At 66.9% G+C, this 24,114-nt stretch carries 21 protein-coding genes and 1 pseudogene; 13 read left to right on the top strand and 9 right to left on the bottom strand.

Annotated features, from left to right (window positions below):
* Positions 1-124 precede the first annotated feature (124 nt).
* Positions 125-1,351, bottom strand: a complete 1,227-nt coding sequence (locus A5712_RS22665) for a cytochrome P450 (RefSeq protein WP_068110147.1) — start codon at positions 1,349-1,351, stop codon at positions 125-127.
* An 11-nt stretch (positions 1,352-1,362) separates the two neighbouring features.
* Positions 1,363-2,385, bottom strand: coding sequence for an LLM class F420-dependent oxidoreductase (locus A5712_RS22660; RefSeq protein ID WP_068110063.1), 1,023 nt, complete (start codon positions 2,383-2,385; stop codon positions 1,363-1,365).
* 140 nt (positions 2,386-2,525) lie between these two features.
* Between A5712_RS22660 and A5712_RS22655 the strand changes: the two genes are divergently transcribed.
* Positions 2,526-4,022: an acyl-CoA carboxylase subunit beta gene (locus A5712_RS22655; protein ID WP_068110059.1), complete on the top strand. Its 1,497-nt coding sequence runs from the start codon at positions 2,526-2,528 to the stop codon at positions 4,020-4,022.
* A gap of 4 nt (positions 4,023-4,026) precedes the next feature.
* Here the strand turns inward: A5712_RS22655 and A5712_RS22650 are convergent, their stop codons facing one another.
* From A5712_RS22650 to A5712_RS22630, 5 genes are read right to left on the bottom strand one after another with little or no spacing between them, the layout of a single operon-like run.
* Entirely contained in the window at positions 4,027-5,073 is a 1,047-nt protein-coding gene (locus A5712_RS22650; protein ID WP_068110058.1) for a TIGR03857 family LLM class F420-dependent oxidoreductase, read from the bottom strand.
* On the bottom strand, positions 5,070-5,450 hold the full coding sequence (locus A5712_RS22645) for a nuclear transport factor 2 family protein (protein WP_068110055.1): 381 nt from the start codon (positions 5,448-5,450) through the stop codon (positions 5,070-5,072). Before A5712_RS22645 ends, A5712_RS22650 begins: the two co-directional genes overlap by 4 nt.
* Positions 5,450-6,568 carry a PHB depolymerase family esterase gene (locus tag A5712_RS22640; protein WP_068110053.1) on the bottom strand — a complete coding sequence of 373 codons (1,119 nt, stop codon included), beginning with the start codon at positions 6,566-6,568 and terminating at the stop codon, positions 5,450-5,452. The genes A5712_RS22645 and A5712_RS22640 overlap by 1 nt, the downstream gene beginning before the upstream one ends.
* 19 nt (positions 6,569-6,587) lie before the next feature.
* Positions 6,588-8,207 (bottom strand): NAD(P)/FAD-dependent oxidoreductase, encoded by a 1,620-nt coding sequence (locus tag A5712_RS22635; RefSeq protein ID WP_068110144.1) that lies wholly within the window; start codon positions 8,205-8,207, stop codon positions 6,588-6,590.
* Positions 8,197-8,649: a nuclear transport factor 2 family protein gene (locus A5712_RS22630; RefSeq protein WP_068110050.1), complete on the bottom strand. Its 453-nt coding sequence runs from the start codon at positions 8,647-8,649 to the stop codon at positions 8,197-8,199. The genes A5712_RS22635 and A5712_RS22630 overlap by 11 nt, the downstream gene beginning before the upstream one ends.
* A gap of 83 nt (positions 8,650-8,732) precedes the next feature.
* On the opposite strand from A5712_RS22630, the gene A5712_RS22625 reads away from it, so the two are divergent.
* The 5 genes and pseudogenes from A5712_RS22625 (at position 8,733) to A5712_RS22610 (ending at position 12,684) form a co-directional block, all read left to right on the top strand.
* A complete protein-coding gene (locus tag A5712_RS22625) occupies positions 8,733-9,725 on the top strand; it encodes a Rieske 2Fe-2S domain-containing protein (RefSeq protein ID WP_068110047.1) in 993 nt (330 codons plus the stop codon).
* A 4-nt stretch (positions 9,726-9,729) separates the two neighbouring features.
* Positions 9,730-9,792, top strand: a pseudogene (locus tag A5712_RS32735) (hypothetical protein); the annotation flags it as partial.
* Positions 9,793-9,794: 2 nt separating this feature from the next.
* The gene (locus A5712_RS22620) at positions 9,795-10,412 is read left to right on the top strand and encodes a cysteine hydrolase (protein ID WP_068110044.1); all 618 of its coding nucleotides are present in this window, start codon (positions 9,795-9,797) and stop codon (positions 10,410-10,412) included.
* Positions 10,409-11,023: a PaaI family thioesterase gene (locus tag A5712_RS22615; RefSeq protein ID WP_068110141.1), complete on the top strand. Its 615-nt coding sequence runs from the start codon at positions 10,409-10,411 to the stop codon at positions 11,021-11,023. The genes A5712_RS22620 and A5712_RS22615 overlap by 4 nt, the downstream gene beginning before the upstream one ends.
* An 8-nt stretch (positions 11,024-11,031) precedes the next feature.
* Positions 11,032-12,684: an acyl-CoA synthetase gene (locus A5712_RS22610; protein WP_068110041.1), complete on the top strand. Its 1,653-nt coding sequence runs from the start codon at positions 11,032-11,034 to the stop codon at positions 12,682-12,684.
* Between the two features lie 3 nt (positions 12,685-12,687).
* Here the strand turns inward: A5712_RS22610 and A5712_RS22605 are convergent, their stop codons facing one another.
* Positions 12,688-13,518, bottom strand: a complete 831-nt coding sequence (locus tag A5712_RS22605; protein ID WP_068110038.1) for an SMP-30/gluconolactonase/LRE family protein — start codon at positions 13,516-13,518, stop codon at positions 12,688-12,690.
* Positions 13,519-13,777: 259 nt separating this feature from the next.
* Between A5712_RS22605 and A5712_RS22600 the strand changes: the two genes are divergently transcribed.
* The 7 genes from A5712_RS22600 (at position 13,778) to A5712_RS22570 (ending at position 21,108) form a co-directional block, all read left to right on the top strand.
* A complete protein-coding gene (locus A5712_RS22600; protein ID WP_068110036.1) occupies positions 13,778-14,986 on the top strand; it encodes a cytochrome P450 in 1,209 nt (402 codons plus the stop codon).
* A 21-nt stretch (positions 14,987-15,007) separates the two neighbouring features.
* Positions 15,008-16,219: a CaiB/BaiF CoA-transferase family protein gene (locus A5712_RS22595; protein WP_068110138.1), complete on the top strand. Its 1,212-nt coding sequence runs from the start codon at positions 15,008-15,010 to the stop codon at positions 16,217-16,219.
* Entirely contained in the window at positions 16,216-17,022 is an 807-nt protein-coding gene (locus A5712_RS22590) for a thioesterase family protein (protein ID WP_068110033.1), read from the top strand. The genes A5712_RS22595 and A5712_RS22590 overlap by 4 nt, the downstream gene beginning before the upstream one ends.
* A 25-nt stretch (positions 17,023-17,047) precedes the next feature.
* Positions 17,048-18,196 (top strand): thiolase family protein, encoded by a 1,149-nt coding sequence (locus A5712_RS22585; RefSeq protein ID WP_068110030.1) that lies wholly within the window; start codon positions 17,048-17,050, stop codon positions 18,194-18,196.
* Positions 18,197-18,262: 66 nt separating this feature from the next.
* Entirely contained in the window at positions 18,263-18,976 is a 714-nt protein-coding gene (locus A5712_RS22580) for an NAD(P)-dependent oxidoreductase (RefSeq protein ID WP_068110027.1), read from the top strand.
* Positions 18,977-19,186: 210 nt separating this feature from the next.
* Positions 19,187-19,477, top strand: coding sequence for a DUF485 domain-containing protein (locus A5712_RS22575; RefSeq protein ID WP_369830425.1), 291 nt, complete (start codon positions 19,187-19,189; stop codon positions 19,475-19,477).
* Positions 19,474-21,108: a cation acetate symporter gene (locus A5712_RS22570; protein ID WP_068110021.1), complete on the top strand. Its 1,635-nt coding sequence runs from the start codon at positions 19,474-19,476 to the stop codon at positions 21,106-21,108. Before A5712_RS22575 ends, A5712_RS22570 begins: the two co-directional genes overlap by 4 nt.
* Before the next feature lie 32 nt (positions 21,109-21,140).
* Here A5712_RS22570 and A5712_RS22565 read toward each other — a convergent pair whose 3' ends face one another.
* The gene (locus tag A5712_RS22565) at positions 21,141-23,894 is read right to left on the bottom strand and encodes a LuxR C-terminal-related transcriptional regulator (protein ID WP_068110019.1); all 2,754 of its coding nucleotides are present in this window, start codon (positions 23,892-23,894) and stop codon (positions 21,141-21,143) included.
* Positions 23,895-24,114: the final 220 nt, after the last annotated feature.

The following is a 24,114-nucleotide window of genomic DNA, read 5'->3' as shown; positions in this document are numbered from 1 at the left end:
CGGGTCCCCACCAGGAACCGTTGGGCATCGCAATTCTGGTCAACGGCTATTGGGACAAGGACGGGCCAGTGGTGATCGCCGCCAACCATGGGCCCGCGATGCTCAAGCAGATCTCCGCCGCTATCTAGCCCGGAGTCAGCGAATAGCGCACCGGCAGGTGCTTGAGGCCGCCGACGAAGGTGGTGGCCATTAGTTCCGGATCGCCGGTCAGCTCGATGGATTTCAGCCGGGGCAGCAACTCGGAGAAGAAGCTATTGACCTCCATGCGAGCCAGCGCCGCGCCCATGCAGAAGTGCACGCCATAGCCGAAGGCCACGTGTTTGTTCGGGTCGCGCCCGACGTCGAACCGAAACGGGTCGTCGAAGACGTCCTCGTCGCGGTTGGCCGAGACATAGGACAGCAGCAGGGAATCGCCTGCGGCGATGGGGATTCCGCGCACTGTCGTGTCCCGCGCGGCGGTGCGCATGAACTCCTTGACCGGGGTGACCCAGCGGATCATCTCCTCGGTGGCCAGGGGCATCAAGTCGAGGTTGCCGCGCAGGCGCTCGCGCTGGTCCGGGTTCTCGATGAGCGCCTGCATGCCGCCCGAGATGGTCGCGCTGGTGGTGTCGTGTCCCGCGGTGGCGACGATGAGGTAGTACGAGACGGTGTCGATGTCCGAGAGCGGTTCGCCGTCCACGCGCGCGTTGGCGATCGCCGACGCCAGGTCCTCGGTCGGGTGCTCGCGCCGGGCCGCCGTCACGCCGTTGAAGTATTCGAACATGTCGAACAACGCCGGCAGCTGATCCTCGTTCGTGGTGCCGCGTTTGAATTCGGAGTCCTCGCTTCCGAACAGCTCCTGCGTCAGTTTGAGCATGCGGGGAAAGTCGGCCTCCGGCAGCCCCAGCAACGACATGATGACGTAGAGCGGGTAGTTGACCGCGACGTGCTGGACGAAGTCGCACTCGGGGCTTGCCGCCATCATCTTGTCGACATAGATCTTGGCCAACTCGTCGACCCGAACCTTCAACGCCCGCATTGCCTTTGGGCGAAACCAGTCCGAGCCGATCGCGCGCACCACCCGGTGCTGCGGATCGTCGAGGTGGATCAGGGTTCGCACGCCCACGGCGAGCGCCTGCTCGTCGCCCTCCCGCGTCGTCAGGACCGGGCGCGGCCAGTTGGTGAACAACGTGTTCTCGCGCTCGATGTCCATGATGTCGGCGTGTTTGGTGATCGCCCAGAACGGCTTATAGTTCGGCACGTCGACCCACGACACCGGGGCGTTCGCCCGCAGGTGGGTCAGCGCCGCGTGCAGCCGCGGCTCGTCGGTGTATGCCAACGGATCCGTCAACAGCTTGGCGGCGTCGTCCATCGTCGGCGTGCTCACTGGCGAAACTCCTTCATTGCGGCGCTAATACAGTTTTGCGAGGCGGTCATAAAGATCGGCAGGACCCGATCGACGACGTTCGCACAGCGGTCTTTCAGGGCGCTACCGACTTCCCCGGCCGGGCCGACGACGGCGAAGGTCGCCAGCATTTCGTCGTCGATCAATGAAGCCATGGCGTCCCACTCCCCCTGCTTGGACAGCCGGTTCAGCTCCTCGTGCAGGTCCCCCCAGCCGTGCAGCTCCAGCACCTTGCGATAGGCCGGAGTCGACCCGTAGAAGGCGATCTGCTTGCGCACCGCGGCCGTGGCCGTCTGCAGCTCGGCGTCATTCTCGCCGGTGGCCACCAGCACTTCGGCCGACAGCTCGATGTCCTTGCGGTCGCGGCCCGCTCGCTGCAACCCGCGCAGCAGCGCCGGGGTGGTGACCTCGGTGATGTACCGCTTCGACACCATCGGGTGACCGAGGTGGCCGTCGGAGACCTCGCCGCACATTTCGGTCATCGCTTCACCGACCGCGGCCACGAACACCTTCGGCGGCGGATAGGGCTGGGGCTCGGGCGTGAACATCGGGGTCATGATCTTGTGCGTGTAGAAGTCGCCCTCGAAACGTAGCTTGGTGCCGTCGCGCCACGCCGTCCAGATCGCGTGCAGCGCCGCGACGAATTCCCGCATCCGGCGCGCCGGATGGCTCCACGGCATGCTGAACCGCTTCTCGATGTGGGGCTGGATCTGGGTGCCCAGGCCGAGGATGAACCGCCCCCTCGAGTACGCCTGCAGATCCCAGCCGATATTCGCGACGATCATCGGATTCCGGGCGAACGCCACGGCGATGTTGGTGCCGACATCGAGCCGCGACGTGTGCTCGGCGGCCAGCAACAGCGGCAGGAAAGGGTCGTGACTGGTTTCCGGGGTCCATCCCCCGTCGTATCCCTGCTCTTCCAGGACTCGGGCGGCCTCGGCGGCCCGCGCCAGCTGATTGGGGATGCCCCCGTCGATCTTGAGGCGAGGGCCGTCAGACATGCGGGTAACTTTACAGTAAGCAATCCAGTATGTGACCCTGCTGGTGTTGTGGCGATCGCAAGCGCGGCGTAGCCGGGCGCAGCGGGTCGCCACCATCGGACCAGGCGCGCGACCGATCTCCCGTGAGGTAGGACATAGGCATGACAAAACCCCCCGATTGGCAGGAGACGCTCGAGGACCTCGACCGTCGCCGGCGGCGCGCGTGGGGCATGGGCGGACCCGAACGCCTGGACAAGCACCGCGGCAAGGGCAAGCTCGACGCCCGGGCGCGCATCGACCGGCTCGTCGACCCGGGAACCTTCCGCGAGATCGGCACGCTGGTCGGTGGCGAGATCGCGGCCGACGGGCTGGTCGTCGGCTCCGGCTCGATCAACGGTTCGCCGGTGATGTTGGGCTCGGAGGACTTCACCACCATGGCCGGCAGCATCGGACCGGGTGGCAACTCGAAGCGCTACCGGATCGCCGAACTGGCGTTGCGCGACAAGATTCCCCTGGTGATGCTGCTCGAAGGCGCCGGCTTCCGTCCCGGCGGTGGACATTACGGCCGCACCCCGACCGACCTGCTCTCCCAGGCGCAGTGCTCGGGCCGGGTACCGACCGTCGCCGCCGTGCTGGGCCCGTCGGCCGGGCACGGCGCTCTGGTCGCGCCGGTCTGCGACTTCCGGATCATGAGCACACAGGGCGCGATCTTCACGGCGGGGCCGCCGGTCGTCAAAGAGTCGACCGGAGAAGACATTTCGAAGGAGGACCTCGGCGGGCCCGTCACCGCCCTGCCGAGCGGGGTGATCCACAACGTGGCCGAGGACGACGAGGCCGTCATCGCGGACATCCGGCGGTACCTGTCGTATTTCCCGCCGAGCGCGTGGTCGTACCCGGCGCCGCTGCCGCCGGACGAAGCCAGCCAGCCTCGTGCGACACCCGAACTGCTGGACATCGTCTCCCGCGACAACCGCCGCGTCTACGACATGCGCGGGGTGCTGGACGTGGTCTTCGACCGGCCCGACTGGTTCGAAGTGCAGCCGCAGTACGGCAAGGCGATCATCTGCGCGTTGGCCCACCTCGGTGGGCACCCGGTCGCAGTCGTCGCGAATCAGCCCAACGTGCTCGCGGGCTCCATCGACGCCGCCGCCGCGGATAAGGCGGCGCATTTCATCCTGGTGGCCGACTCGTTCCACCTGCCCATCGTGTTCCTCGCCGACAACCCCGGCATGTTGCCCGGCAGCCGATCCGAGCGCAGCGGCGTGCTGCGCGCCGGTGCGCGGATGTTCGCCGCACAGACCGCAGCGACCACGATCAAGCTGCACGTCACGCTGCGCAAGGCATACGGATTCGGCTCAATGGTCATGTCGCTGTTGGGTTTCGATCACCAGAGCGCGACCTTCGCCTACCCGGGCGCGACCATGGGCGCCATGAGCGCGGCGGCGCTGGGCCGGGCGACGCATGCCGGTGAGGACACCACCGCGAAGCTGCGTGACGCCGAGTTGCAGGCGTCCTATCGCTCGGCCGAACATCTGGGATTCGACGAGCTCATCGATCCCCGCGAAACCCGTGACGCCCTACTGGGTTCGCTGCTTCGCGGACTGTCCAGTCGTCAGGCCGCGGCCGAGCCCGTCAGCCGGACCGTCATCCTGCCCTAGCGGTCTAAGCGCCGCCAGCCCGGTAGGCCGCGACCACGGGTTCGAGCTCGTCGGGCGTCGCCCCGTGCATGATCACCGCGTCGGCCCCGTAGTCGAATTCCTTGCGGATGCGTTCCACGCACTGCTGGGCGGACCCGGTGGCCGAGGGTTCCAGCCACTCGTCGGGGATCAGCGTCGCGATGTGCTCGATCTGCTCGGGCGTGGCCTTGTGGTCGATCCCGCCGGCGATCGACGTCACCACCGAGTCTTCCCGAAAGCGCTGCAGCACAGCGGGATCCCACTTGTTGGTCTGCACCAGCAGATCGCCGTACCCCTGCAGATACGTGGCCAGGCGCGCCACGGTCTTCTTCAGCCGGAGCTGTTCGGGAAGGTGGTCGCCGACCGTGGCGAAGCACGACCACACCCGCACGCTGTCCGGGTCGCGGCCGGCCTTCTCCGCGGCGGACTTGACGGTCGCCACGCAGCGCTGCAACGTCTCCGGGGTGAAATAGGTGTGCAGGATGACGTCGTCGAAGACGCGGCCGCCGAGCGCCAGCGTGTTCGGCCCGAACGCCACCAGCGCCAGGCGAATGTCCTCGTCGAAGTCCGGGTCCAGGAACAGGATCGGGTACTTCCCCATCGGCCCGTCGTGGTTGAAGATCAGTTCCCCGTGCCACAGCCGGCGCATGACCTGAGCCCAGTCCTCCATCTGCGCGGTCGTCACGGCCGGGATGCCGAACGCCCCGTAGATCGCGGCGATGCCGCGGCCGACACCCAGGGTGAAGCGCCCGCCGGAGAGCCGATGCATGGTGGTCGCCCACGATCCGGTGATCAGCGGATGGCGGGTGTTGTGATTGGTTGCGGCGGTGGCGATTTGCATCCGGCTGGTCACCGCGCAGGCCGCGCCGACGAGCGACGACGCCTCCTTGACGTTCCAGCGCTCGGAGATGAACGCGGTGCCGAGGCCCAGCTCCTCGCCGCGGCGGGCCTCGTCCATGAGCGTCGCGGGCCCCTCGCCGCCGGCCCCGGCGAGCAGGTAGTAGCCCAATTCGTCAAGCGTGCGCTCGCTCAATTCCAAACCCCTTGCTGGTAGCCGCAATTCCACACCTCGGTGATCCTGCCGGCGACGACGCGGAACACCTCGATGCTGGCGACGTTGGTTTCGGTGCCGTCCTTGGTGGTCATCGACGAGTCATAGACGAGCGCCACGTGCTCGCCGTCGTCGCCGGCGACCACGATGTTCAGCGCGAAGCGCAGCTTGTCGAAGATCTCCCAGAGGTCCTTGATCCGGTTGACCGCCTGCTCGCGGGTCAGGGTGTGTGCCTCACCGACCCCGTGCCGGATGACGGTGTCGGCGAACAACTCCTCGGCCAGGTCGTAGTTGCGTTCGTTCCAGACCACCAGGTTGTATAGCTCGACGACTTCGCGGGCCGTCCGCATTCCCGCCATCAGCCGGCCACGCCGCTGAGAAAGCGCTCGGTGACCGCCTGCACGCGCCGGGAAAATATGTGACCGACGTGGCTGCCGTCGTACCAGAACAACTGGCCGCCCCAGCGTTCCTGCAACGCGACCGCCGGCTCGCGCATCGCCATCCGGTCATGCCACGCCCCGACGATCAGCCGACGGTGCGGTGGTGGCGCCGGGTCGGCCCGCAACGGGTCGATCACCGAGGTCAGCTTCGCGACCTCCGGCGAGCCCAACACTTCGCGGAACCCCGCACGCGACTGCCCCCAGCGTCCCAGGTGCCGCGCGATCATCGCGTTGAGCCCGAGGATCGGGGTGTACAGCGCCACCGCGTCGATCTGCCGCTCCAGGTGGGAGACGAGCGCGGCCACCGGGGTTCCCATCGAAATCCCGGCCACCACAACGGCGGTGGCCTGTGGCTGGACCCAGCGCACCACGGCGCGGACCTCCGAGACCGACCGCATCATGCCCGCGACGTTGCCCAGGGGATCCACGTCCGGATAGGCCGGCCATTCCCGGCGCCGGCTGCCGTGGCCGGGCTGCACCGGCATGGCGACGTTGAACCCCAGCGTGTGATGTATCCGGCCGATCCGGGACAGCAGCAAGTCTTCCGTGCCGCCCTGACCGGCGCCGTGCACCCAGACCAGCCACGGCCTCGGGCCGTCGCGATGCCGGCACAGGTGCACGACCGCGCGGGCCGGGCCGCCGAAGCCTTCGGCCTCGAGCGTCGGCGGCAGCGCGGGATCGTGTTCGAACGTCATCCGCTCGTATTCCAGTCGGGCGATCCGCCGCCGCCGTATCGCCGTCGCGCGCAACGGTTTCGGCTCGGCATGCGCACCGTCGATGCCGAGGGTCGACAACTCCTCGGCGGCCGCGCTGCACGCATCGACCGGCCGCATCTCCGCCGGGTCGCCACCCAGCAGCGAAAAGCCGCTCAGCACAAGCTCGTCCAGCATCACCTCGCCGAACTGGCGCAGACCGCGCGGGGACGCCGGCACCCAACCGGTCGATTCGTGCAGGCCGGTCACGGTGCGGGGCAGCAGCATGCTCAGCTCGCGGGCCACTTCCTTGGAGAGGCCCAGCCCCCGCGTCGCCCATGACATACCGATCACCTCGTCCCGGCTAGGTCAGCTTGAACCCGATGTATCCGCCCGCCGCGATCTCGTCGCAGCGGCGCCGGTATTCGGGAATTCCGCCGGTATAGCCCATGTACATCCGTTTCTTGCCGGGCACGTTGCCACCGTTGTACCAGGAATTGCACGACGGGTGGACCAAAACCGTCGGAGCCACCAGCGCGGTGGTGTGGTCGATCCACTCCTGTTGTGCGGCGGGCAGGGCCTCGATGGTGCGGATGCCGCTGGCGCGCAGGTGCGCGATGCAGTCGCCGATCCATTCCACGTGCTGCTCCAGCGCGGCCACGAAGTTAGTTGCGGCGCTGGGGCTCCCGGGCCCCTGGACCGTGAACAGGTTGGGGAAGCCGGCGACCGCCAAACCGAGGTAGGACAACGGCCCCTCGCCGGCCCAGAATTCGGCGAGCGACATGCCGTCCCGGCCGCGGATGTCGATGCGGCTCAGCGCGCCGGTCATGGCGTCGAACCCGGTGGCGTAGACGATCACGTCGAGTTCGTACGAATCGTGTTCGGTGCGGATGCCGGCCGGTGTCACCTCGTGGATCGGCGCCGTGCGGAGGTCGACGAGCGTGACGTTGTCGCGATTGAACGTCTCGTAGTAGCCCTGGTCGATGATCGGTCGCTTGCAGGCGAAGGGATGCTCGGGCACCAACGCGGCCGCGGTCTTCGGGTCCTTGACGATCCGCGCCACCGCCTCGCCGTAGAGCTTGGCGGCCATCCGGTTGGCCTCGATGTCGAAGAAGATGTCGCCCCAGTTCAGCGCGCCCAGTATGCCGTTCTCCTCGACGGCGCGCAGTTGCTCCTCGCGCGTCGCCGACTTCAGTTGCGGCCTGCCGAGCATCCCGAGCAGCACCGAGAACGCGCTCAGCCGCGCCGCCCCGACGGGGTGGGCCCGCTGAGCCGCCCGGATCTCGTCGTAACGGCCCTTCATCTCGTCGAGTTCGCCGGGCTCGAATCGCCGCACCCGCCACGGCAGGGTGTACGCCGGCGAGCGCTGAAAGACGAAGAGCTGCAGGGCTTCCTCGGCCACGATGGGGATGAGCTGAACACCGGTCGAACCGGTTCCGATGACGCCGACGCGCTTCCCGGTGAGGTCGAAGCCCTCCTTCGGCCAGCGGCTGGTGAACAGCGACGTTCCGGCAAAGGTGGCCATCCCCGGGATGTCGGGCTCGAGCGGTGCCGACAGGATGCCGGTGGCGGCGATGACGAACGGCGCGACAAAGCGCTCGCCCACCGCAGTTCGCACCACCCATGCGGCCGCTTCCTCGTCGAAGGTCATCGCGACGACGTCGGCGCCGAACCGGATGTCGCGCCGAAGGTCCAACCGGTCGGCGACGAAGTTCAGGTAGGCCTCGATCTCCGGCTGGGCCGGCATCGACTCCGTCCACACCCATTCCTGCTGAATCTCGTCGGAGAAGCTGTACGAGTACTCGATGCTTTCAATGTCGCATCGCGCGCCCGGGTATCGGTTGAACAGCCAGGTGCCGCCGACGTTTTCGGCCCTCTCCAGCACCTGGGTCCGCAGTCCCAGCTGGCGCAGCCGGTGCAGCATGTACAGGCCGGAGAATCCGGCGCCGATGACCAGGGCGTCGAAGGACTCGCTATCCGCCATCGCCACCCCGCATCCGCAGGATGGTCCGGGTCAGATGCAGGGCCTTGATCCGCCAGCTGCCCTCCCGCTTCTCGTAGGTCTCGTGATAGTGACCGGCGCCGTGCAGCTCGCGGCCATCCGCGAAGACGAGCAGGTCCTCCATCGCCCAGATCCCGGTGGCGGTGGTTGCTGAGGTCAGGGTGATCTCAGGGGTGTGGCAGTGATGCATGGTGGCGACGTTTTCCAGGCCGCCCATCACCATCGGAACGAAACTCTCCACGCCTTCCAGCGGTGGCGCCGTCTTGGGATCGGCACCACCGGCGGATACCGCCATGTCGAGGGTGACCACCAGATCGGGGGTGAACACGGCGCGCCACGACCCGACGGCCTCTGTGTCCAGGAAGCGGCAGTAGCGGGCCTTGAGCTGCCGGATCGCTTCCAGCTCGTCAGCCGCCTGCGTCATCTGTCTCCTTGTGGCTTACCGGCCGAACTGCTGAAATCTATACTGTAACGACCTTAGTATCAACGATCGCGGGAGGCGCCGACGTGAAAGTGCCGTTCACCTGGAAGGTGACCGGGTGGTTCATGGTCGGGTGGTCACCCGAGTTCCCCGTCGGCGAGGTGCGGCCGCTGCACTACTTCGGCGAGGATCTGGTGGCCTATCGGGACGAGCAGGGCGTATTGCACGTGCTGGAAGCCCACTGCAAACACCTCGGCGCCCACATTGGCCATGGCGGCAAGGTGGTCGGCGACTGCGTAGAGTGCCCATTCCACGGTTGGCGCTGGGGTCCCGACGGCACCAACCGCTACATCCCCTATCAGCCCGACCGGCCCAACCGCGCGCTACGCCTGCGAGTGTTTCCGGTCCGCGAGCAATACGACTGCGTGTTCATCTGGCATCAGCCGGACGGCAAGGAGCCGCAGTGGGAGATGCCGGACATCTTCGGAAAGTTCCCCCAGTTCGAGACCGATCCGGCGGCCTATTACCGCGCCTATCCGGAGTTTTCCCGGCGCGCCGAGCGCGAACCGGTGCACCCGCAGATCGTGGCCGAGAATGCACCCGACAGCGCGCACTTCGAATACGTGCACCACGCCACGGTGACGCCCCGGGTGCTGGACTGGAAGATCGTCGAACACGAGTGGCAATTCGTCGCCGGTTGGCCGGACGCCAGCAGCGACAACCCCGACGATCTCGCGTTGCGTTTCCACAGCCACCTGTTCGGCCTCGGCGGCGCGATCAGCGTCTTCGAGGGCGCGCAGAATCATCGGCTGATCTTCACCTGCACGCCGGTCGACGACGAATGCTCGGACCTCTTCTACTCGATCTGGTGGCCGCGCATCCCGGGCGACGAGTCCGACGTGCCGGAGGGCAAGCTGCGCGAGGTGATCGAACGGCAGTTTCTGTCCACCGTCTTCGACGACCTGCAGATCTGGCGGTACCAGAGGTACGTGGAAAACCCGCCGCTTTCCAAGGTGGCCGCGAAAGGTTATATGGCGCTGCGCAAGTGGGCCACGCAGTTCTATGAAGTGCCGGCATGACTGCGCCAGCGACGATGCAGTGGGGGTACCGCCCGCTTGCGGGGGACGAAGCGATGAGGAGCGGCGCGCGTGGCTAAGCTCGACGACCTCGTGGCGCCCGGGCACACCGCGATCGTCACGCAGGAGTGCCAGGGCGCGGTCATCGGTCCGAACGCCGGGCTGGCGGTCCTGGCCGAGGAGGCGCGCCGCGCCGCCCTGCCGAACATCGTGCGGCTGTTGCCGGCCGCACGGGCGGCCGGAGTCCGCGTGGTGCACTGCCTGGTGCAGCGACGCCCCGACGGGCTCGGCTCCAACCACAACGCCAGAATCTTCGACGTCGGGCGCGGGCAGGTCGACATCGCCCCCGGCACGCCTGGTGCGGCCGTCCTTCCCGAATTGGGGCCCGAACCAACGGATTTGGTCCTCAGCCGCTGGCACGGCGTCGGGCCGATGGGCGGCACCGACCTCGACGCGGTGCTGCGCAACCTCGGCGTGTCCACCATCGTGGTGGTGGGCGTCTCGCTGAACATCGCGATCCCCAACGTCGTGATGGACGCGGTCAACGCCGCCTACCGCGTCGTCGTGCCGAAGGATGCCGTGGCCGGCGTTCCCACCGAGTACGGTGAGGCCATCATCGCCAACACGCTGTCGCTGCTCGCGACCATCACCACAACGGACGACCTGCTGCAAGCGTGGGACAAGCCGTGACCGACACCGCGCCAGGTGTTCGAGGCGGATTCCCCCAGATCGAGCCGGCCGAACACGCGCCGCCGGGGCTGGGACGGTTCGTCGCGGCGATGCGCCGCCTGCAGGACCTGGCCGTCTCCACGGACAGTTCGCTGTGGAGCAGCGCGGCCGAACACGTCGAGAGCGCCTGCGCGCTGCTGGACGGGTACCAGGTCCCGGAGGGCGTGTCGCCGGGCGGGCGGGTCATTGAGCTGCCCGGGCTGGGACATCCGCTGCTGCCGCCGTGGCTGGTCACCGAGTCCGGGCCGGACGGCGTCACCATGCAAGGACACTTCACCCGCTCCCACGTGGGCGGGAACAACGCCGTGCACGGCGGCATGATCCCCCTGCTGTACGACTGGCTGTTCGGCATGATCGTCTCGACCGCCGGCGTCCCCCCTACCCGAACGGCCTACCTGCACGTCGACTACCGCAGCATCACGCCGATCGACGAGCCGCTGACCGCCCACGGCAGTATCTCGGGCGTCGACGGCAGGAAATTCTTCGTAGCCGCTAGCATGACGGCGGCCGACGGCACACTGCTCAGCGAAGCCAACGGCCTGATGGTTCGCCTGCTACCCCACCAGCCGTGAGAGGCAAGATGTCCGACACCGCAACACAATTCACCGTTCCCGCTGTCTCGACGGCCGTGGCCGCGGCCATTCCCGACCGCGACCTGGTGATCAGGGGCGAACGGCGTTTCAGCTACGCACAACTGCTCGACCGGGCGAACCGGCTCGCCGCATACCTGCGCTCGCGGGGCCTGGGGTGCCACACCGAGCGCTCCGCGCTCGCCGGCCACGAGGCGGGTCAAGACCTGCTCGGCCTGTACGCCTACAACGGCAACGAATTCGTCGAGGCGCTGCTGGGCGCGTTTCAGGCCAGGGTCGCCCCCTTCAACGTCAACTACCGCTACGTCAAGAGCGAGCTGCAGTATCTGTTGAAGGACGCCGGCGCGACCGCCCTTATCTACCACGCCGCGTTCGCGCCGCGCGTGGCCGAAATCCTGCCCGACCTGCCGCAGCTGCGGGTGCTGATTCAGATCGCCGATGACTCGGGCAACGACTTGATCTACGGCGCGGTCGATTACGAGACCGTCGTCGCGTCCAGTTCGCCAGAACCGCCGCCGCTGCAGCACTCCCCCGACGACCTGTACGTGCTGTACACCGGTGGGACGACGGGCATGCCGAAGGGTGTGCTGTGGCGCCAGCACGACATCTTCATGACGTCCTTCGGCGGGCGAAACCTGGTGACGGGCGAGCCATTCGGCTCCGTCGACGAGATCGTCACCGCGGCCGCCGCGGGCGCCGGCACCAAGTTGATGATCCTGCCACCGCTGATCCACGGTGCCGCCCAGTGGAGCGTGATGACGGCGATCACCACCGGCCAGACCGTCGTCTTCCCTTCCGTCGTCGACCATTTCGACGCCGACGACGTCGTCCGCACCATCGAGCGCGAGCGGGTGATGACGGTGACGGTGGTCGGTGACGCGATGGCGCGACCCCTGGTTGCCGCCATCGAGAAGGGGATCGCCGACGTGTCGTCGTTGGCCGTGGTAGCCAACGGCGGCGCCCTGCTCACCCCGTACGTCAAGCAACGCCTGATCGAGGCGCTGCCCAACGCCCTGGTCATCGACGGCGTCGGGTCGTCGGAGACCGGCGCTCAGATGCATCACATGTCGATGTCGGGGGCCGTGTCGACCGGCACCTTCAACGCCGGACCCGACACCTTCGTCGCGGCCGAAGACCTCACCGCGATCCTGCCGCCCGGTCACGACGGCATCGGCTGGCTCGCGCAACGCGGCTACGTTCCGCTTGGCTACAAGGGCGATGCGGCTAAGACCGCCAAGACATTTCCGGTAATCGACGGGGTGCGTTACGCGGTTCCGGGCGACCGCGCGCGGCACCGCGCCGACGGCGCGATCGAACTGCTGGGCCGTGATTCGGTGACCATCAATTCCGGCGGCGAGAAGATCTTCGTCGAGGAGGTGGAAACCGCGCTCGCGTCGCATCCGGCGGTGGCCGACGTGGTGGTCGCCGGGCGGACGAGCGAGCGGTGGGGACAGGAGGTCGTCGCGGTCGTCGCCCTGGCCGACGGCGCGAGCGCCGACGCCGACGAGCTGATCAAGCACGCCGGCGAGTCGCTGGCCCGCTACAAGCTTCCCAAGGCGATCGTGTTCCGCCCGGTGATCGAGCGCAGCCCGTCGGGCAAGGCCGACTACCGGTGGGCGCGCGAGCAGGCGGAGAACGGCTGAAGGCTAAGCCGGCAGCCGAATTCTCAACAGCGCCTGCTGATACGAGGCGGTGACGAGCAGTTCGTCCGCGGAGTCCGCGCCCAGGCACACATTCGTCGGGAGCGCCCCACCGGGCAACACCACCGCATCCAGGACTTCGCCCGTCTCGGCAACAAGGTCGAGGCGGTCCGCGCCGGTCAGCGCCACCCAGGACGCCCCGTCGGCCCGCACCGCCATCCCCGCCGGCCATGCCCGCTGGAAGGTGCACACCACCTCTGCGGCGTGACCATCGAGCGATCCCGCCGCCCCGATCCGATAGCGCACGAGTTTGGCGGGGGACGTCGCGGTTACCAGCAGCCGCGTCGAATCCGGGCTGAAACCAAGGCCGTTGATCCAAACCGGCCCGGAGTCGAGGATCAAGTCCTTTTCGCCGGTGACCGGGTCGACGGCCCACACCCACCCGCGCTTGCTCTCGTCGGGGTTGAAGAGTTCCATTTCGGCGCGGGTGTCGGTGACCCAAAGTTTTCCGTCGGGACCGAACATGACATCGTTCGGCGCGTCCATGCCTTCGGCGAGGTAATCGACCCGGCCGTCGCGGATGACCTGCACCCCGGGCTCGGCCGCCGCATCGGCGCCGAAATTACCGCCGTTCTGGGCGACATAGATCGACCCGTCGGATCCGCAGCACAGACCATTGGGCCCGCCGCCGGTATCGATCCTTTCCCGCGCGCCCCCGCCCGGATCCACGATGTACACGCAGCCGTGGCTGACCGACGCCACCGCGACCCGGCCGTCGGGCAGATTCGTGGGTCCTTCGGTGAATCCCAGACCGTCAGCGATCATTTCGATCGTCATCAGGTCACCTTCTTCGGCGGTGAACAGCTTGGGCGGCCCAGGCCAACTGCTAAGGAACCATGTTACGGAGGACGTCGACGGTGCCGCCATGGATTCCGACGGGCGACGACCGCCGATGTCGTCAACCGCGTCCTCGTCGCCAAGGGATGACGCCTAGTGGTACCGAACGGGAGACCGCGCCCATATTGTCTACTGTAATAATTACAGTACGATCTTACGAAAGGACAGCCTGTTCCTGCTGAAGATGCTGGAGATCTAGGTGACGACCAACGTTTCGACTGGTTCCCAAACCGGCCCGGAGACCGTCAGCCTGCGTGATCCCTACCCGTTCTTCGCGCAGAAGCGACGGCAGGCCGGCGTGTTCCGCGGGACGGTCATGGACTACTCCAAGACGCCCGAGTCGCTGCGGCCCAAGCGTGAATATTCAGCGGTGTCGTTCGACGCGGTGAACACGGTGTTTCGCGACGGCGGGGTGTTCAGCTCGGCGCCGTACGACAAGACGATCGGCCTCTTCATGGGGCCGACCATCCTGGCGATGGCGGGAAAGAAGCACCGCGACCACCGCAACCTGGTGTCCGCGGCGTTCAAATCCAAAGCCCTTGCCCGGTGGGAACCCACCATCGTGCGGCCGATCTGCAACGCGTTGATCGACGAGTTCATCGAAACCGGCGAAGCCGACCTGGTCCGCCAATTCACCTTCGAATTTCCTACCCGCGTCATCGCCCAACTGCTGGGCTTGCCCGCCGAGGACCTGCCGACGTTTCGTAAGCACGCCGTCGCGTTGATCAGCTACCACGTCAACTACGAGCGCGCATTCGAGGCGTCGGCGGCGCTGCAGGATTACTTCGTCGAGCAGATCGAGCAGCGCAAGTCGAAGCCCACCGAGGACATCATCGGCGACCTGGTCACCGCCGAGATCGACGGCGAAAAGCTAAGTGACGAGGCGATTTACTCGTTTCTGCGGCTGCTGCTGCCCGCCGGGCTGGAGACCACCTACCGGTCGTCGGGGAACCTGCTCTATCTGCTGCTCACTCATCCGGATCAGTTCGCGGCGGTGCAAGCCGACCGAGAGCTGCTGCCACAGGCGATCGAGGAAGGGCTGCGCTACGAAACGCCGCTCACCACGGTGCAGCGGTTCGCGACGGAGGACACCGTACTCGAGGGCGTCGAGATTCCGGCGCGCGCGGTGATCGGCGTGTGCATGGGTTCGGCGAATCGCGACGAGCGGCGCTGGGAACGTGCGGAGGAATTCGACATCTTCCGCAAGCACGTGCCGCACATCTCCTTTGCCGCCGGTGAGCACACCTGCCTGGGTCTGCACCTGGCGCGGCTGGAAACCCGGGTCGCGGTCGGCTGCCTGTTGGATCGGTTGACCAACTTCACCCTGCTGACGGACGGCGACCCGCACATTCACGGCCAACCCTTCCGTTCCCCGACCGCCCTTCCGGTGACATTCGACGCGAAGTAGGGTCCGAAAATGATCAAGGTAATGGAGGGCTTTCGGGTCCTTGAGCTGGCGCAGTTCACTTTCGTCCCCGCTGCAGGAGCCATCCTCGCCGACTGGGGCGCCGACGTCATCAAGGTCGAGCACCCGCTGCGCGGCGACACCCAGCGCGGCTTCCTCAACATGGGCGGCATCCAGGTCGACCCCGAGCGGCATCCCCTGATGGAGCACCCCAACCGGGGCAAGCGCAGCGTGGGAATCGACATCTCCACCCCGGGCGGCCAGGAAGTGATCTACGAGCTCGCCAAGTCCTCCGACGTGTTCCTGACCAACTACATGCCCGCACAGCGCCAGAAGCACAAATTCGACGTGGAGCACATCCGCTCGGCGAACCCGAACATCATTTATGCGCGCGGTTCGGCCCACGGCGACAAGGGCGCCGAACGCGACATCGGTGGCTACGACGGCACCGTGTTCTGGACGCGCAGCGGGATCGGCTACGCGCTCACCCCCGAGGAGTTGGGCGGCGCACTGGGACAGGGCATTCCCGCATTCGGTGACTCCATCGGCGGCATGTTCATCGCCGGCGGCATCTCGGCCGCGCTGCTGCATCGCGAGCGCACGGGCGAGGCCGTCGAACTCGACGTGTCGTTGCTGAGCACCGCCTGGTGGGCGGCCGGCGCCAGCCTGACCCAGGGCATGGAAACCGGTGAGGTGATGCGCACGCCCATGCCTGGAACCGGCAAGTCGGTGAATCCCTTCATGGGCAACTACGAAACCTCCGACGGCGGCACGATAAACCTGTGCATCATCAGCCCGACCGGGTTGATCCGGGACACGTTCGAGCATCTCGGCATCCCCGAGGCCGCCGACGATCCGCGGTTCTCCGAGGTGCTCCCGCTGATCCAGAACGCCGACGCCGCCGCCGAGCTGATCGCAAAAGCCTTCGCCGGCAAGCCGTTTGATTACTGGCGCCAGCACCTCAAGACGATGAAGGGCCAGTGGGCGCCCTTCCAGAGCCTGCTCGATCTGGTCGGCGACGAGCAGGCCGTCGCCAACGACATGATCGCCGAGGTCGAACTCGCCGGCGGTGGAAAGCCGTTCCGCGTCGTGCGCGGCCCGGTCCAGTTCAACCACGAGCCGCTGGTGACGACCCGCGCGCCGCAAGCCTCCGAGCACACCGAGATCGTCTTGATGGAGCTCGGCATGGACTGGGACCGCATCGAAGAACTCAAGGACGCGGGGGCCATCGCTTGACCGACGCCTACTACGAGCTGGTCGATCCACACGATCCACTCGGTGAGAGGTTCAGCGCCTCGGATCACGTCATCAGCACGTGGTCGCCGACCATGCAGAACGCGGCACCCGTCTCGGCGTTGCTGGTGCGCGCTCTGGAGGGCTGCTCGGCACGCGACGACGCCCGGCTGAGCCGTGTCGTCGTCGACCTTCTCGGGCCGGTGCCGGTTGACGGGCCGCTCTGGGTTCGCGCGCATGTCGAGCGCCCAGGAACCAAGATCGAGTTGCTCGGTGCCCAAATGCTGGCGCCGGGTCCCGACGAACGCCCGCGACCGGTGGCCAACGCGATCGCCTGGCGATTTCAGCACGGCGACACGGCGGAGTTGTATTTCACACCGGCTCCCCCGCTGCGCCCCCTCGGCGAGGGGCGTCCCCATCGGCCCGACAGCGACGCGAACCAGACCTACATCCAGAGCCTGGATTGGCGCTGGCTGAACGACATCCTCAACGATGTGCCCGGAGAATGCTGGGCCCGACCCGTCGTCGACCTCGTGAAGGGCGAAGCGATGACGCCGATGCAGCGCCTGTTCGCGGTGGCCGACATCGCCAATGGCATGGGTAGCCGGCTCAGCGTCGCCGAATGGCTCTTCCTCAACACCGATCTCACCGTGCACATCCACCGCGTGCCCGACGGCGAATGGATCGGCGTTCGCGCCGAAAACCATTACGGCCGAGACGGAGTGGGCGTCTCCGTTGCCACGCTCTTCGACGAGCACGGGGCGGTGGCCGCGCTTCAGCAGGCCCAGCTGGTGCGCCGCCGCTAGAGCCGCCGGACGCAAGGAGATACGGATGACAAACGACGTAGCGATCATCGGGGTGGGTCTGCACCCCTTCGGCCGCTTCGAGGGCAAGTCGGCCATGCAGATGGGCGTCGACGCGATCTTCGCCGCGGTCGCCGACGCCGACATCGAATGGAAGGACGTCCAGTTCGCCGCCGGCGGCAGCTGGACGGTGGCGAACCCGGACGCCATCGTCGGCATGGTCGGGCTGACCGGCATCCCGTTCACCAACGTGTTCAACGCCTGCGCGACGGCGGCCAGCGCGGTCAAGGCCTGTGCCGACGGGATCAGGTTGGGCGACTACGACATCGGCATCGCCATCGGCCTGGACAAGCACCCGCGCGGGGCGTTCACCGAAGATCCGGCGCTGGTGGGCATGCCGAGGTGGTACGCCGAGAACGGGCAGTACCTGACCACCCAGTTCTTCGGCATGAAGGCGAACCGTTATCTGCACGACCACAATATCTCCCAGCAGACGCTGGCCAAGGTTGCCGCCAAGAATTTCCGTAACGGAGCGTTGAACCCCAACGCGTTTCGCCGCAAGCCGATCTCCGAAGAGAGCATCCTCGATTCGCCGGTCCTGAACTACCCGCTGACCCAATACATGTTCTGCGCGCCCGACGAGGGCGCCGCGGCCGCGGTGCTGTGCCGGGCCGACATCGCCCATCGCTACACCTCCAAACCCGTCTACCTACGAGCGGTGGAGGTTCGCACCCGCCGCTACGGGGCCTACGAGGTCAACACCACGTTCGCGCCGGTCGACGAGGACGTGGCGCCAACGGTGTACGCCGCGCGCACCGCGTTCGAAAAGGCCGGCGTGGCTCCCGCAGACGTCGACGTGATCCAACTGCAAGACACCGACGCGGGCGCCGAAATCATCCACATGGCCGAGTGCGGGTTCTGTGCGCACGGCGATCAGGAGAAGCTGCTTGCCGACGGCGCCACCGAGATCGGCGGCGCCATGCCGGTCAACACCGACGGCGGGCTGATCGCCAACGGAGAGCCGATCGGCGCCTCCGGGTTGCGCCAGATCCACGAAATCGTGCGACAGCTCCGCGGCGAGGCCGGCGATCGTCAGGTCCCCGGCGAGCCCAAGGTCGGGTTCACCCAGCTATACGGCGCCCCCGGCACCGCCGCGGCGACCATCCTGACCACCTGAGCTTCGCGAGCCCATGTAACTTTCGGCCGGCCCGCTTCGTCGTAGTGGCGAACGGGAGGAGTTCTCATGCAAATCGTCATCTTTGGCGCCAACGGATCGACCGGACGACTTGTGACGCGTCGGGTGCTGGACGCCGGGCACGCGGCCGTGGCGGTGACCCGGCGGCCCGACGAGTTTCCCATTTCCGACGCCCGGCTGACGGTCGCGGGCGCGGACGTGCGGCGCGATCACCTGGCCGAGATCGTCGCCGGCGCCGATGTCGTGTTGTCGACGCTCGGGGTGCCGTTCGTGCGCCGACCCGTCGACACGTATTCCGTCGGCACCCGCAATATAGTGAACGCGATGTGCGAGTCCGGCGTCAGCCGGCTTGTCGTGGTGAGTTCCACCGGCGCCCATCCCGCGCGCGGCCGCCGCCATACCCCACTTGCGTTGCGGCTCTTCGAGCCGATCATCGCCCGCACCATTGGCAAGACCGTCTACGACGACATCCGCCGGATGGAAACGGTGGTGCGTGAGAGCGGCCTGGACTGGACGATCGTGCGTCCGTCGGGATTGTTCGATTTGCCTCGAGTGACCAATTATGTTGCGGGAGAGACCGATCCGGTCGGTGCTTTCACGGCTCGCGTCGACCTGGCCGACTACCTCGTCAGGCTCGCCCATGACGGGACGGCGCGGCGGAAGACCGTTGTCGTCTCGACCACCGAGCACACGCCGACGGTGTGGAAAATGGTTCGACGGGAGGCACTCAAGAAAGCCTGGCCGCACGAGGTGCCGGCTTAACAAACGCCCTCAAGCAGGTTGCGGTCAGGTGCCCACGCGGCGACGCCGGGGTTAATTTAGCTCCCCGGGCAGAAATCGCACTCCTGTTGTCATCGGGTTTGCTCGTAGGCTAACGCCGAAAAGCCCTGCTCGAACCCGAGGTCAGGAGTTGCGTTGTCTACTACCGAGTTTCCATCCGAAGACGTCCCATTAGCGACGGGCGAGCAGTTCGTGACCATCCAGGCGAGCCCCGAGTTTGCCGAACTTCGCCGCAGGCTACGCCGATTCGTGTTCCCGATGACCGCGATCTTCCTCGCCTGGTACGCCGCCTACGTGCTGTTGGGCGCCTTCGCGCACGATTTCATGGCGACCAAGGTCTTCGGGAACGTCAACGTCGGACTGCTGATCGGACTGGGCCAATTCCTCACGACATTCATCATCACCGGCCTCTATGTGCGGTTCGCCGACCGGGAGCTTGATCCGAGGGCCGCCGCCATCCGCGCGGAAGGCGGGGCGTCATGACGCTGTTTGCCGCCGGGCAGCAGACGATCGGGAATCCCGTCGCCAACATCGCGATCTTCGCCGTTTTCGTCCTCATCACCCTGTACGTGGTGATCCGGGCCAGCCAGCGCAACGCCACCGCGACCGAGTTCTTCACCGCCGACCGGGCGTTCTCGGGACCGCAGAACGGCATCGCCATCGCCGGGGACTACCTGTCGGCGGCCAGCTTCCTCGGCATCGCCGGTGCGATCGCGGTCTACGGCTACGACGGGTTCCTGTATTCGATCGGATTCCTGGTGGCCTGGTTGGTGGCCCTGCTCCTGGTCGCCGAACTGATCCGCAACACAGGGAAGTTCACCATGGCGGACGTCCTGAGCTTCCGGCTCAGGCAGCGCCCGGTGCGGCTGGTCGCGGCGATCTCGACGCTGACGGTGTCCCTGTTCTACCTCCTCGCCCAGATGGCCGGCGCGGGTGGTTTGGTTGCCCTGCTGCTGAACGTCAAAGGGCGCCTTGGCGAATCGATCGTCATCGCGGTCGTCGGTGTCCTGATGATCGTCTACGTCCTGGTCGGTGGGATGAAGGGCACCACGTGGGTGCAGATCATCAAGGCCGTCCTGTTGATCCTCGGTGCGGCGACGATGACGGTGATGGTGCTGGCGAAGTTCGGCATGAACTTCTCCGACATCCTCGGTGCGGCGCAGTCGGCGGTGTCGCACGCCACCACCAAGGGTGTTTCCAGCCGCAACGTGTTGGCCCCGGGCGCGCAATACGGCGGGTCGACGACGTCGAAGATCAACCTGCTGTCGCTGGGCCTTGCGCTGGTGCTGGGCACCGCGGGGCTGCCCCACGTGTTGATGCGCTTCTACACGGTCCCGACCGCGAAAGAGGCACGCCGGTCGGTGGTCTGGGCGATCGGCCTCATCGGAGCCTTCTATCTGTTCACGCTGGCGCTGGGCTATGGCGCCGCCGCCATCGTCGGGCCCGACCGGATCCTCAAGGCCGCCGGCGGCCAGAACTCGGCGGCACCGTTGCTCGCGTTCCATCTCGGCGGCGTGGTCCTGCTCGGTGTCATCTCCGCGGTGGCGTTCGCCACGATCCTCGCCGTGGTCGCGGGTCTGACGATCACCGCGTCGACGTCGTTCGCCCACGACATCTACGCCAGCCTGATCAAGCGGCACAAGGTCACCGAGAGCGAACAAGTCCGGGTGTCCCGCATCACCGCCGTGGTGCTCGGTATTTTCGGGATTGCGCTCGGGATCCTGGCCAACGGCCAGAACGTCGCCTTCCTGGTGGCGCTGGCGTTCGCGGTCGCGGCGTCGGCCAACCTGCCGACGATCCTGTATTCGCTTTATTGGCAGCGGTTTAACACCCGCGGCGCGCTGTGGAGCATGTACGGCGGCCTGATCTCGACCATCGTTTTGATCATCTTCTCGCCCGCGGTGTCGGGAGCGAAGACCGCGATGCTCCCCGGCGCGGACTTCGCGTGGTTCCCCCTTGCCAACCCCGGAATCGTGTCGATCCCGCTGGCGTTCGTCCTCGGTATCGTCGGGACGCTGTCGTCGCCCGACCGCGGCGATCCGGAGCGCAACGCGGAGATGGAGGTGCGCTCGCTCACCGGCATCGGCGCCGAGAAGGCCGGCGTCACGCACTAGCCGCCCATCAGGCGACGGTAGGGGTCACACGATCATGTCTTGAGCTGGTCGATGCGGCGGGCCAATCCGGCGCGCGTGCGCACGTCGAGCTTGCGGTAGACCCGGGTGAGGTGGACTTCCACGGTCTTTGGGCTGATGAACAACGCGGCGGCCACCTCGCGGTTGGTCATTCCCGACGCCGCTAGCTCTGCCACTCGTCGTTCACCGGCGGTAAGCAGCTTGGCGGGACCCGTATCGACCTCAGAACGGGCTAGCGCCGCGCGGGCTCGCGCCGCCCACAGGGGCGTGTCAAGTTCGTCGAAGACCGCCAGCGCCGCGCTCACGTTGACCGTGGCATCGTCGCGGTGCCGTCGGCGGCGCTGAAGTTGGCCGAGCAGCAGCTGGGTGCGGGCCCGCTCGAACGGCATCGGCAGCCTGTCATGTTCGACCATCGCAGCCTCGGCTGCCGCGGTCGCTGCGATCACGTCGCCCCCTGCGGCCAACAGAATCGCGCGGCAGCGCGCGCCGACTGACAGCATCCACGCACGATCCATCCGGTGACCGTTGCGCTCGAGCGCGTCGATCGGCGGCTCCGCTTCGTCGTAGCGTCCGAGGGCTATCAACGCCTCAAGAACGTCGGGCAAAAAAGGCGCCTGGACGAGCTCGGTTGTCTGCCGATCCCAATTGACTTGCGACAGCATCGGTTCGGCCGTCCTTACCGCCGCGGCATAGTTGCCGAGTGATACCTCCAGAAAGACCAACGTGGTCAGCGGCCACAACGCAAGAATGTGCGCACCGCAGCGCCGGCTTGCCGAAAGGGCCTCCTCGACGTCGGCACGGGCCTCGGCTTCACGGCCGGCATGGGCGGCGAGAGTGGCGCGCATCGTCAGGGCGACGCCCTGCGCAAGGTCGGTGCCGAGCAGCACGGCCCGTGCTGCGGCGTCCTCGGCCAACAGACTGGCATTGCCAATGTTTCCACGCCACATTTCGATCTGAAACAGGTTGAAGGCCAGGTGGATCAGTTCGTTCTCTTCACCGCGCTCAATGCAGGCTTGTCGCAGTCCTACCATCGCCGCGTAGGCCGTATCCAGCTGTCCGCTCCAACCCAGCAGCAGGGCCTTTTGCATGCTTGGTCGCAGTGCCGCAGGCATGAACGCGTTGTCCTCCAGCTCCAGCGCACGCTGCAGGCCGGCTTCGTCGATGCCCTCGCCGTGCCGAAAGCGCAAATGTGCCCGCAGGCTCAGTGCCTGGCCGAGCAACTGCGGGTGACCTAGCCGCTCCGCGTTGGTGACGGCGTCATCGACGATGCGCAGGGCGGCGGCCGAATCACCGGTATTCAGCATGGCAAACGAGAGGCTGACCAATATCTGTACGCGCAGCGGTAGCTGATCGCCGACCTCACTGAGGGCGCGCTCCAGCAACTCGGCGGCCTCAAGAAAGCTCTCGCCGTACAGCGCGACCACCGCGTGCATGCTCAACGCTTCGGCTCGCTGAGTTCCGGGCGGCAATGCCCTGATGACGTCCTCGAGCAGAGCCCGTGCCCGCGCCGGGTCGCCGGCGTCGAGGTAGTTGCGTGCCAACCGGATTCGGTGCTTAGGGCTGTCTGCGCCGAGCCCGATCGCCAGCTCCAACATTTCGGCCGCGGCCATCGGCGCCCCATGCACGCGGGCGCTCCGGGCCGCCGCATCGAGGGCTTGCAGCGTGGCGGGATCGGCAGTCGGGGCGGACAATGCCAGGTGCCTGGCGCGTAACTCAGGTTCCGTGACCAAGGTGGCGAGGCGTCGGTGCATGGCGCGGCGCTGCGCTGCGGTGGCGTCGTCGTAACAGCCCTGGGCCAGTAGGGGATGGGTGAACTGCACGCGGTTCCCGGCGATTTCGACGGTGCCCTGTACTTCGGCGGCGTCCAGTAGCGCAACGACGTCGTCCGCGTCGCGGCCGGTCGCGTGTGCGATGTCTTGGATGCTCGGTGCGCCGAGACAGGACACGGTGAGCAGCACCTCACGCACCGCGGGTTCGAGCATCCCGACGCGGTTGCGCACCAACTCCATCAGCGTGGCCGGCATGGACACCCGAGCGCCTGGCGGCTGGTCGAGCACTGTGCGCGCCAGTTCGATGGCGTAAAAAGGGTTTCCGGCCGAGACCTCGTAAACGCGGGAAATCTGGGGGCGTGAAAGCGAGCGGCCTAGCCGCTGCGTCACCGCCGCGTGAAGCGCACCAATGCTCAAGGGGCCCAGCCGAGTCCTGGTCAATTGTGCGGGTGGCGCTGGGGCAAACCACGATGGCGCGCGGTCGCGGTGGCTGTTGGTGCGGAAGGTTGCCAGCATGCCAACTCGTTCGGTTAGCCGTCGTGCGACGAATCCGATGGCTAGGGCGCTGGAGGGATCCAGCCATTGCAGATCGTCGATGGCCAACAGCACCGGTGACTTCTCAGCGAGGATCTGGACGACCGACAGCACCGCGGCGGCAACGGTGCGTTGGTCGGTGGGCTCGGCGTCAGTGCTGGCTCGCAACAAGATTCGATCGAGCGCGAGACGTTGGGGATCCGGCAGTTGCCTCCAGTCCGTCCCTGCGTGGGCCATCAAGTCGGCCAACGACGCGTAGGCCAGCACCGATTCGGTCGCCGCCGCTCGCGCGGCCAAGACCGCGAAGCCGCGCTCTCGGGCTGTGTGCAGCGCCGACAACCACAGGGTGGTCTTGCCGATACCCGCGTCGCCCTCGATCACCAACGCAGACGGCCCGCCGCTCGCGGAACTGAGGAAGTCATCGACTGCCCTGGCCTCAGTCGATCCGCTCTTCCCGCCCGTCACAGGCCGGCCCGCATCAGCCACCGGCGGCGCAGAATGTGCATGACATTGGCGATTCCCGCGTTCCCTTGGGCGGTCTCCAGCAAATACGTAGCCTAGGGGCTGGTATTTGCCGGCGCAACGAAATCGTGGTGCCTGTGGATACGCCGAATGTGGACTGTGCGGCTACTGGACATCGACTGATAGTCGAATGCCTCAAATAGTGAGAGCTGTCGTTGAACAG

This window comes from Mycobacterium sp. E2327 (genome assembly GCF_001672675.1).
Classification (GTDB): Bacteria; Actinomycetota; Actinomycetes; order Mycobacteriales; family Mycobacteriaceae; genus Mycobacterium.
The sequence above is the reverse complement of the archived record's forward strand: the minus strand, read 5'-3'. Positions and strand labels throughout refer to the sequence as shown.

Excerpts from the sequence above, each read along its gene's own strand:
- A5712_RS22655 (WP_068110059.1), top strand. The coding sequence starts at position 2,526 with ATGACAAAACCCCCCGATTGGCAGGAGACGCTCGAGGACCTCGACCGT.
- A5712_RS22585 (WP_068110030.1), top strand. The coding sequence starts at position 17,048 with ATGACAAACGACGTAGCGATCATCGGGGTGGGTCTGCACCCCTTCGGC.
- A5712_RS22605 (WP_068110038.1), bottom strand. The coding sequence starts at position 13,518 with ATGACGATCGAAATGATCGCTGACGGTCTGGGATTCACCGAAGGACCC.
- A5712_RS22630 (WP_068110050.1), bottom strand. The coding sequence starts at position 8,649 with ATGACGCAGGCGGCTGACGAGCTGGAAGCGATCCGGCAGCTCAAGGCC.
- A5712_RS22580 (WP_068110027.1), top strand. The coding sequence starts at position 18,263 with ATGCAAATCGTCATCTTTGGCGCCAACGGATCGACCGGACGACTTGTG.
- A5712_RS22640 (WP_068110053.1), bottom strand. The coding sequence starts at position 6,568 with ATGTCATGGGCGACGCGGGGGCTGGGCCTCTCCAAGGAAGTGGCCCGC.
- A5712_RS22665 (WP_068110147.1), bottom strand. The coding sequence starts at position 1,351 with ATGGACGACGCCGCCAAGCTGTTGACGGATCCGTTGGCATACACCGAC.
- A5712_RS22595 (WP_068110138.1), top strand. The coding sequence starts at position 15,008 with ATGGAGGGCTTTCGGGTCCTTGAGCTGGCGCAGTTCACTTTCGTCCCC.
- A5712_RS22570 (WP_068110021.1), top strand. The coding sequence starts at position 19,474 with ATGACGCTGTTTGCCGCCGGGCAGCAGACGATCGGGAATCCCGTCGCC.
- A5712_RS22660 (WP_068110063.1), bottom strand. The coding sequence starts at position 2,385 with ATGTCTGACGGCCCTCGCCTCAAGATCGACGGGGGCATCCCCAATCAG.
- A5712_RS22645 (WP_068110055.1), bottom strand. The coding sequence starts at position 5,450 with ATGGCGGGAATGCGGACGGCCCGCGAAGTCGTCGAGCTATACAACCTG.
- A5712_RS22610 (WP_068110041.1), top strand. The coding sequence starts at position 11,032 with ATGTCCGACACCGCAACACAATTCACCGTTCCCGCTGTCTCGACGGCC.
- A5712_RS22635 (WP_068110144.1), bottom strand. The coding sequence starts at position 8,207 with ATGGCGGATAGCGAGTCCTTCGACGCCCTGGTCATCGGCGCCGGATTC.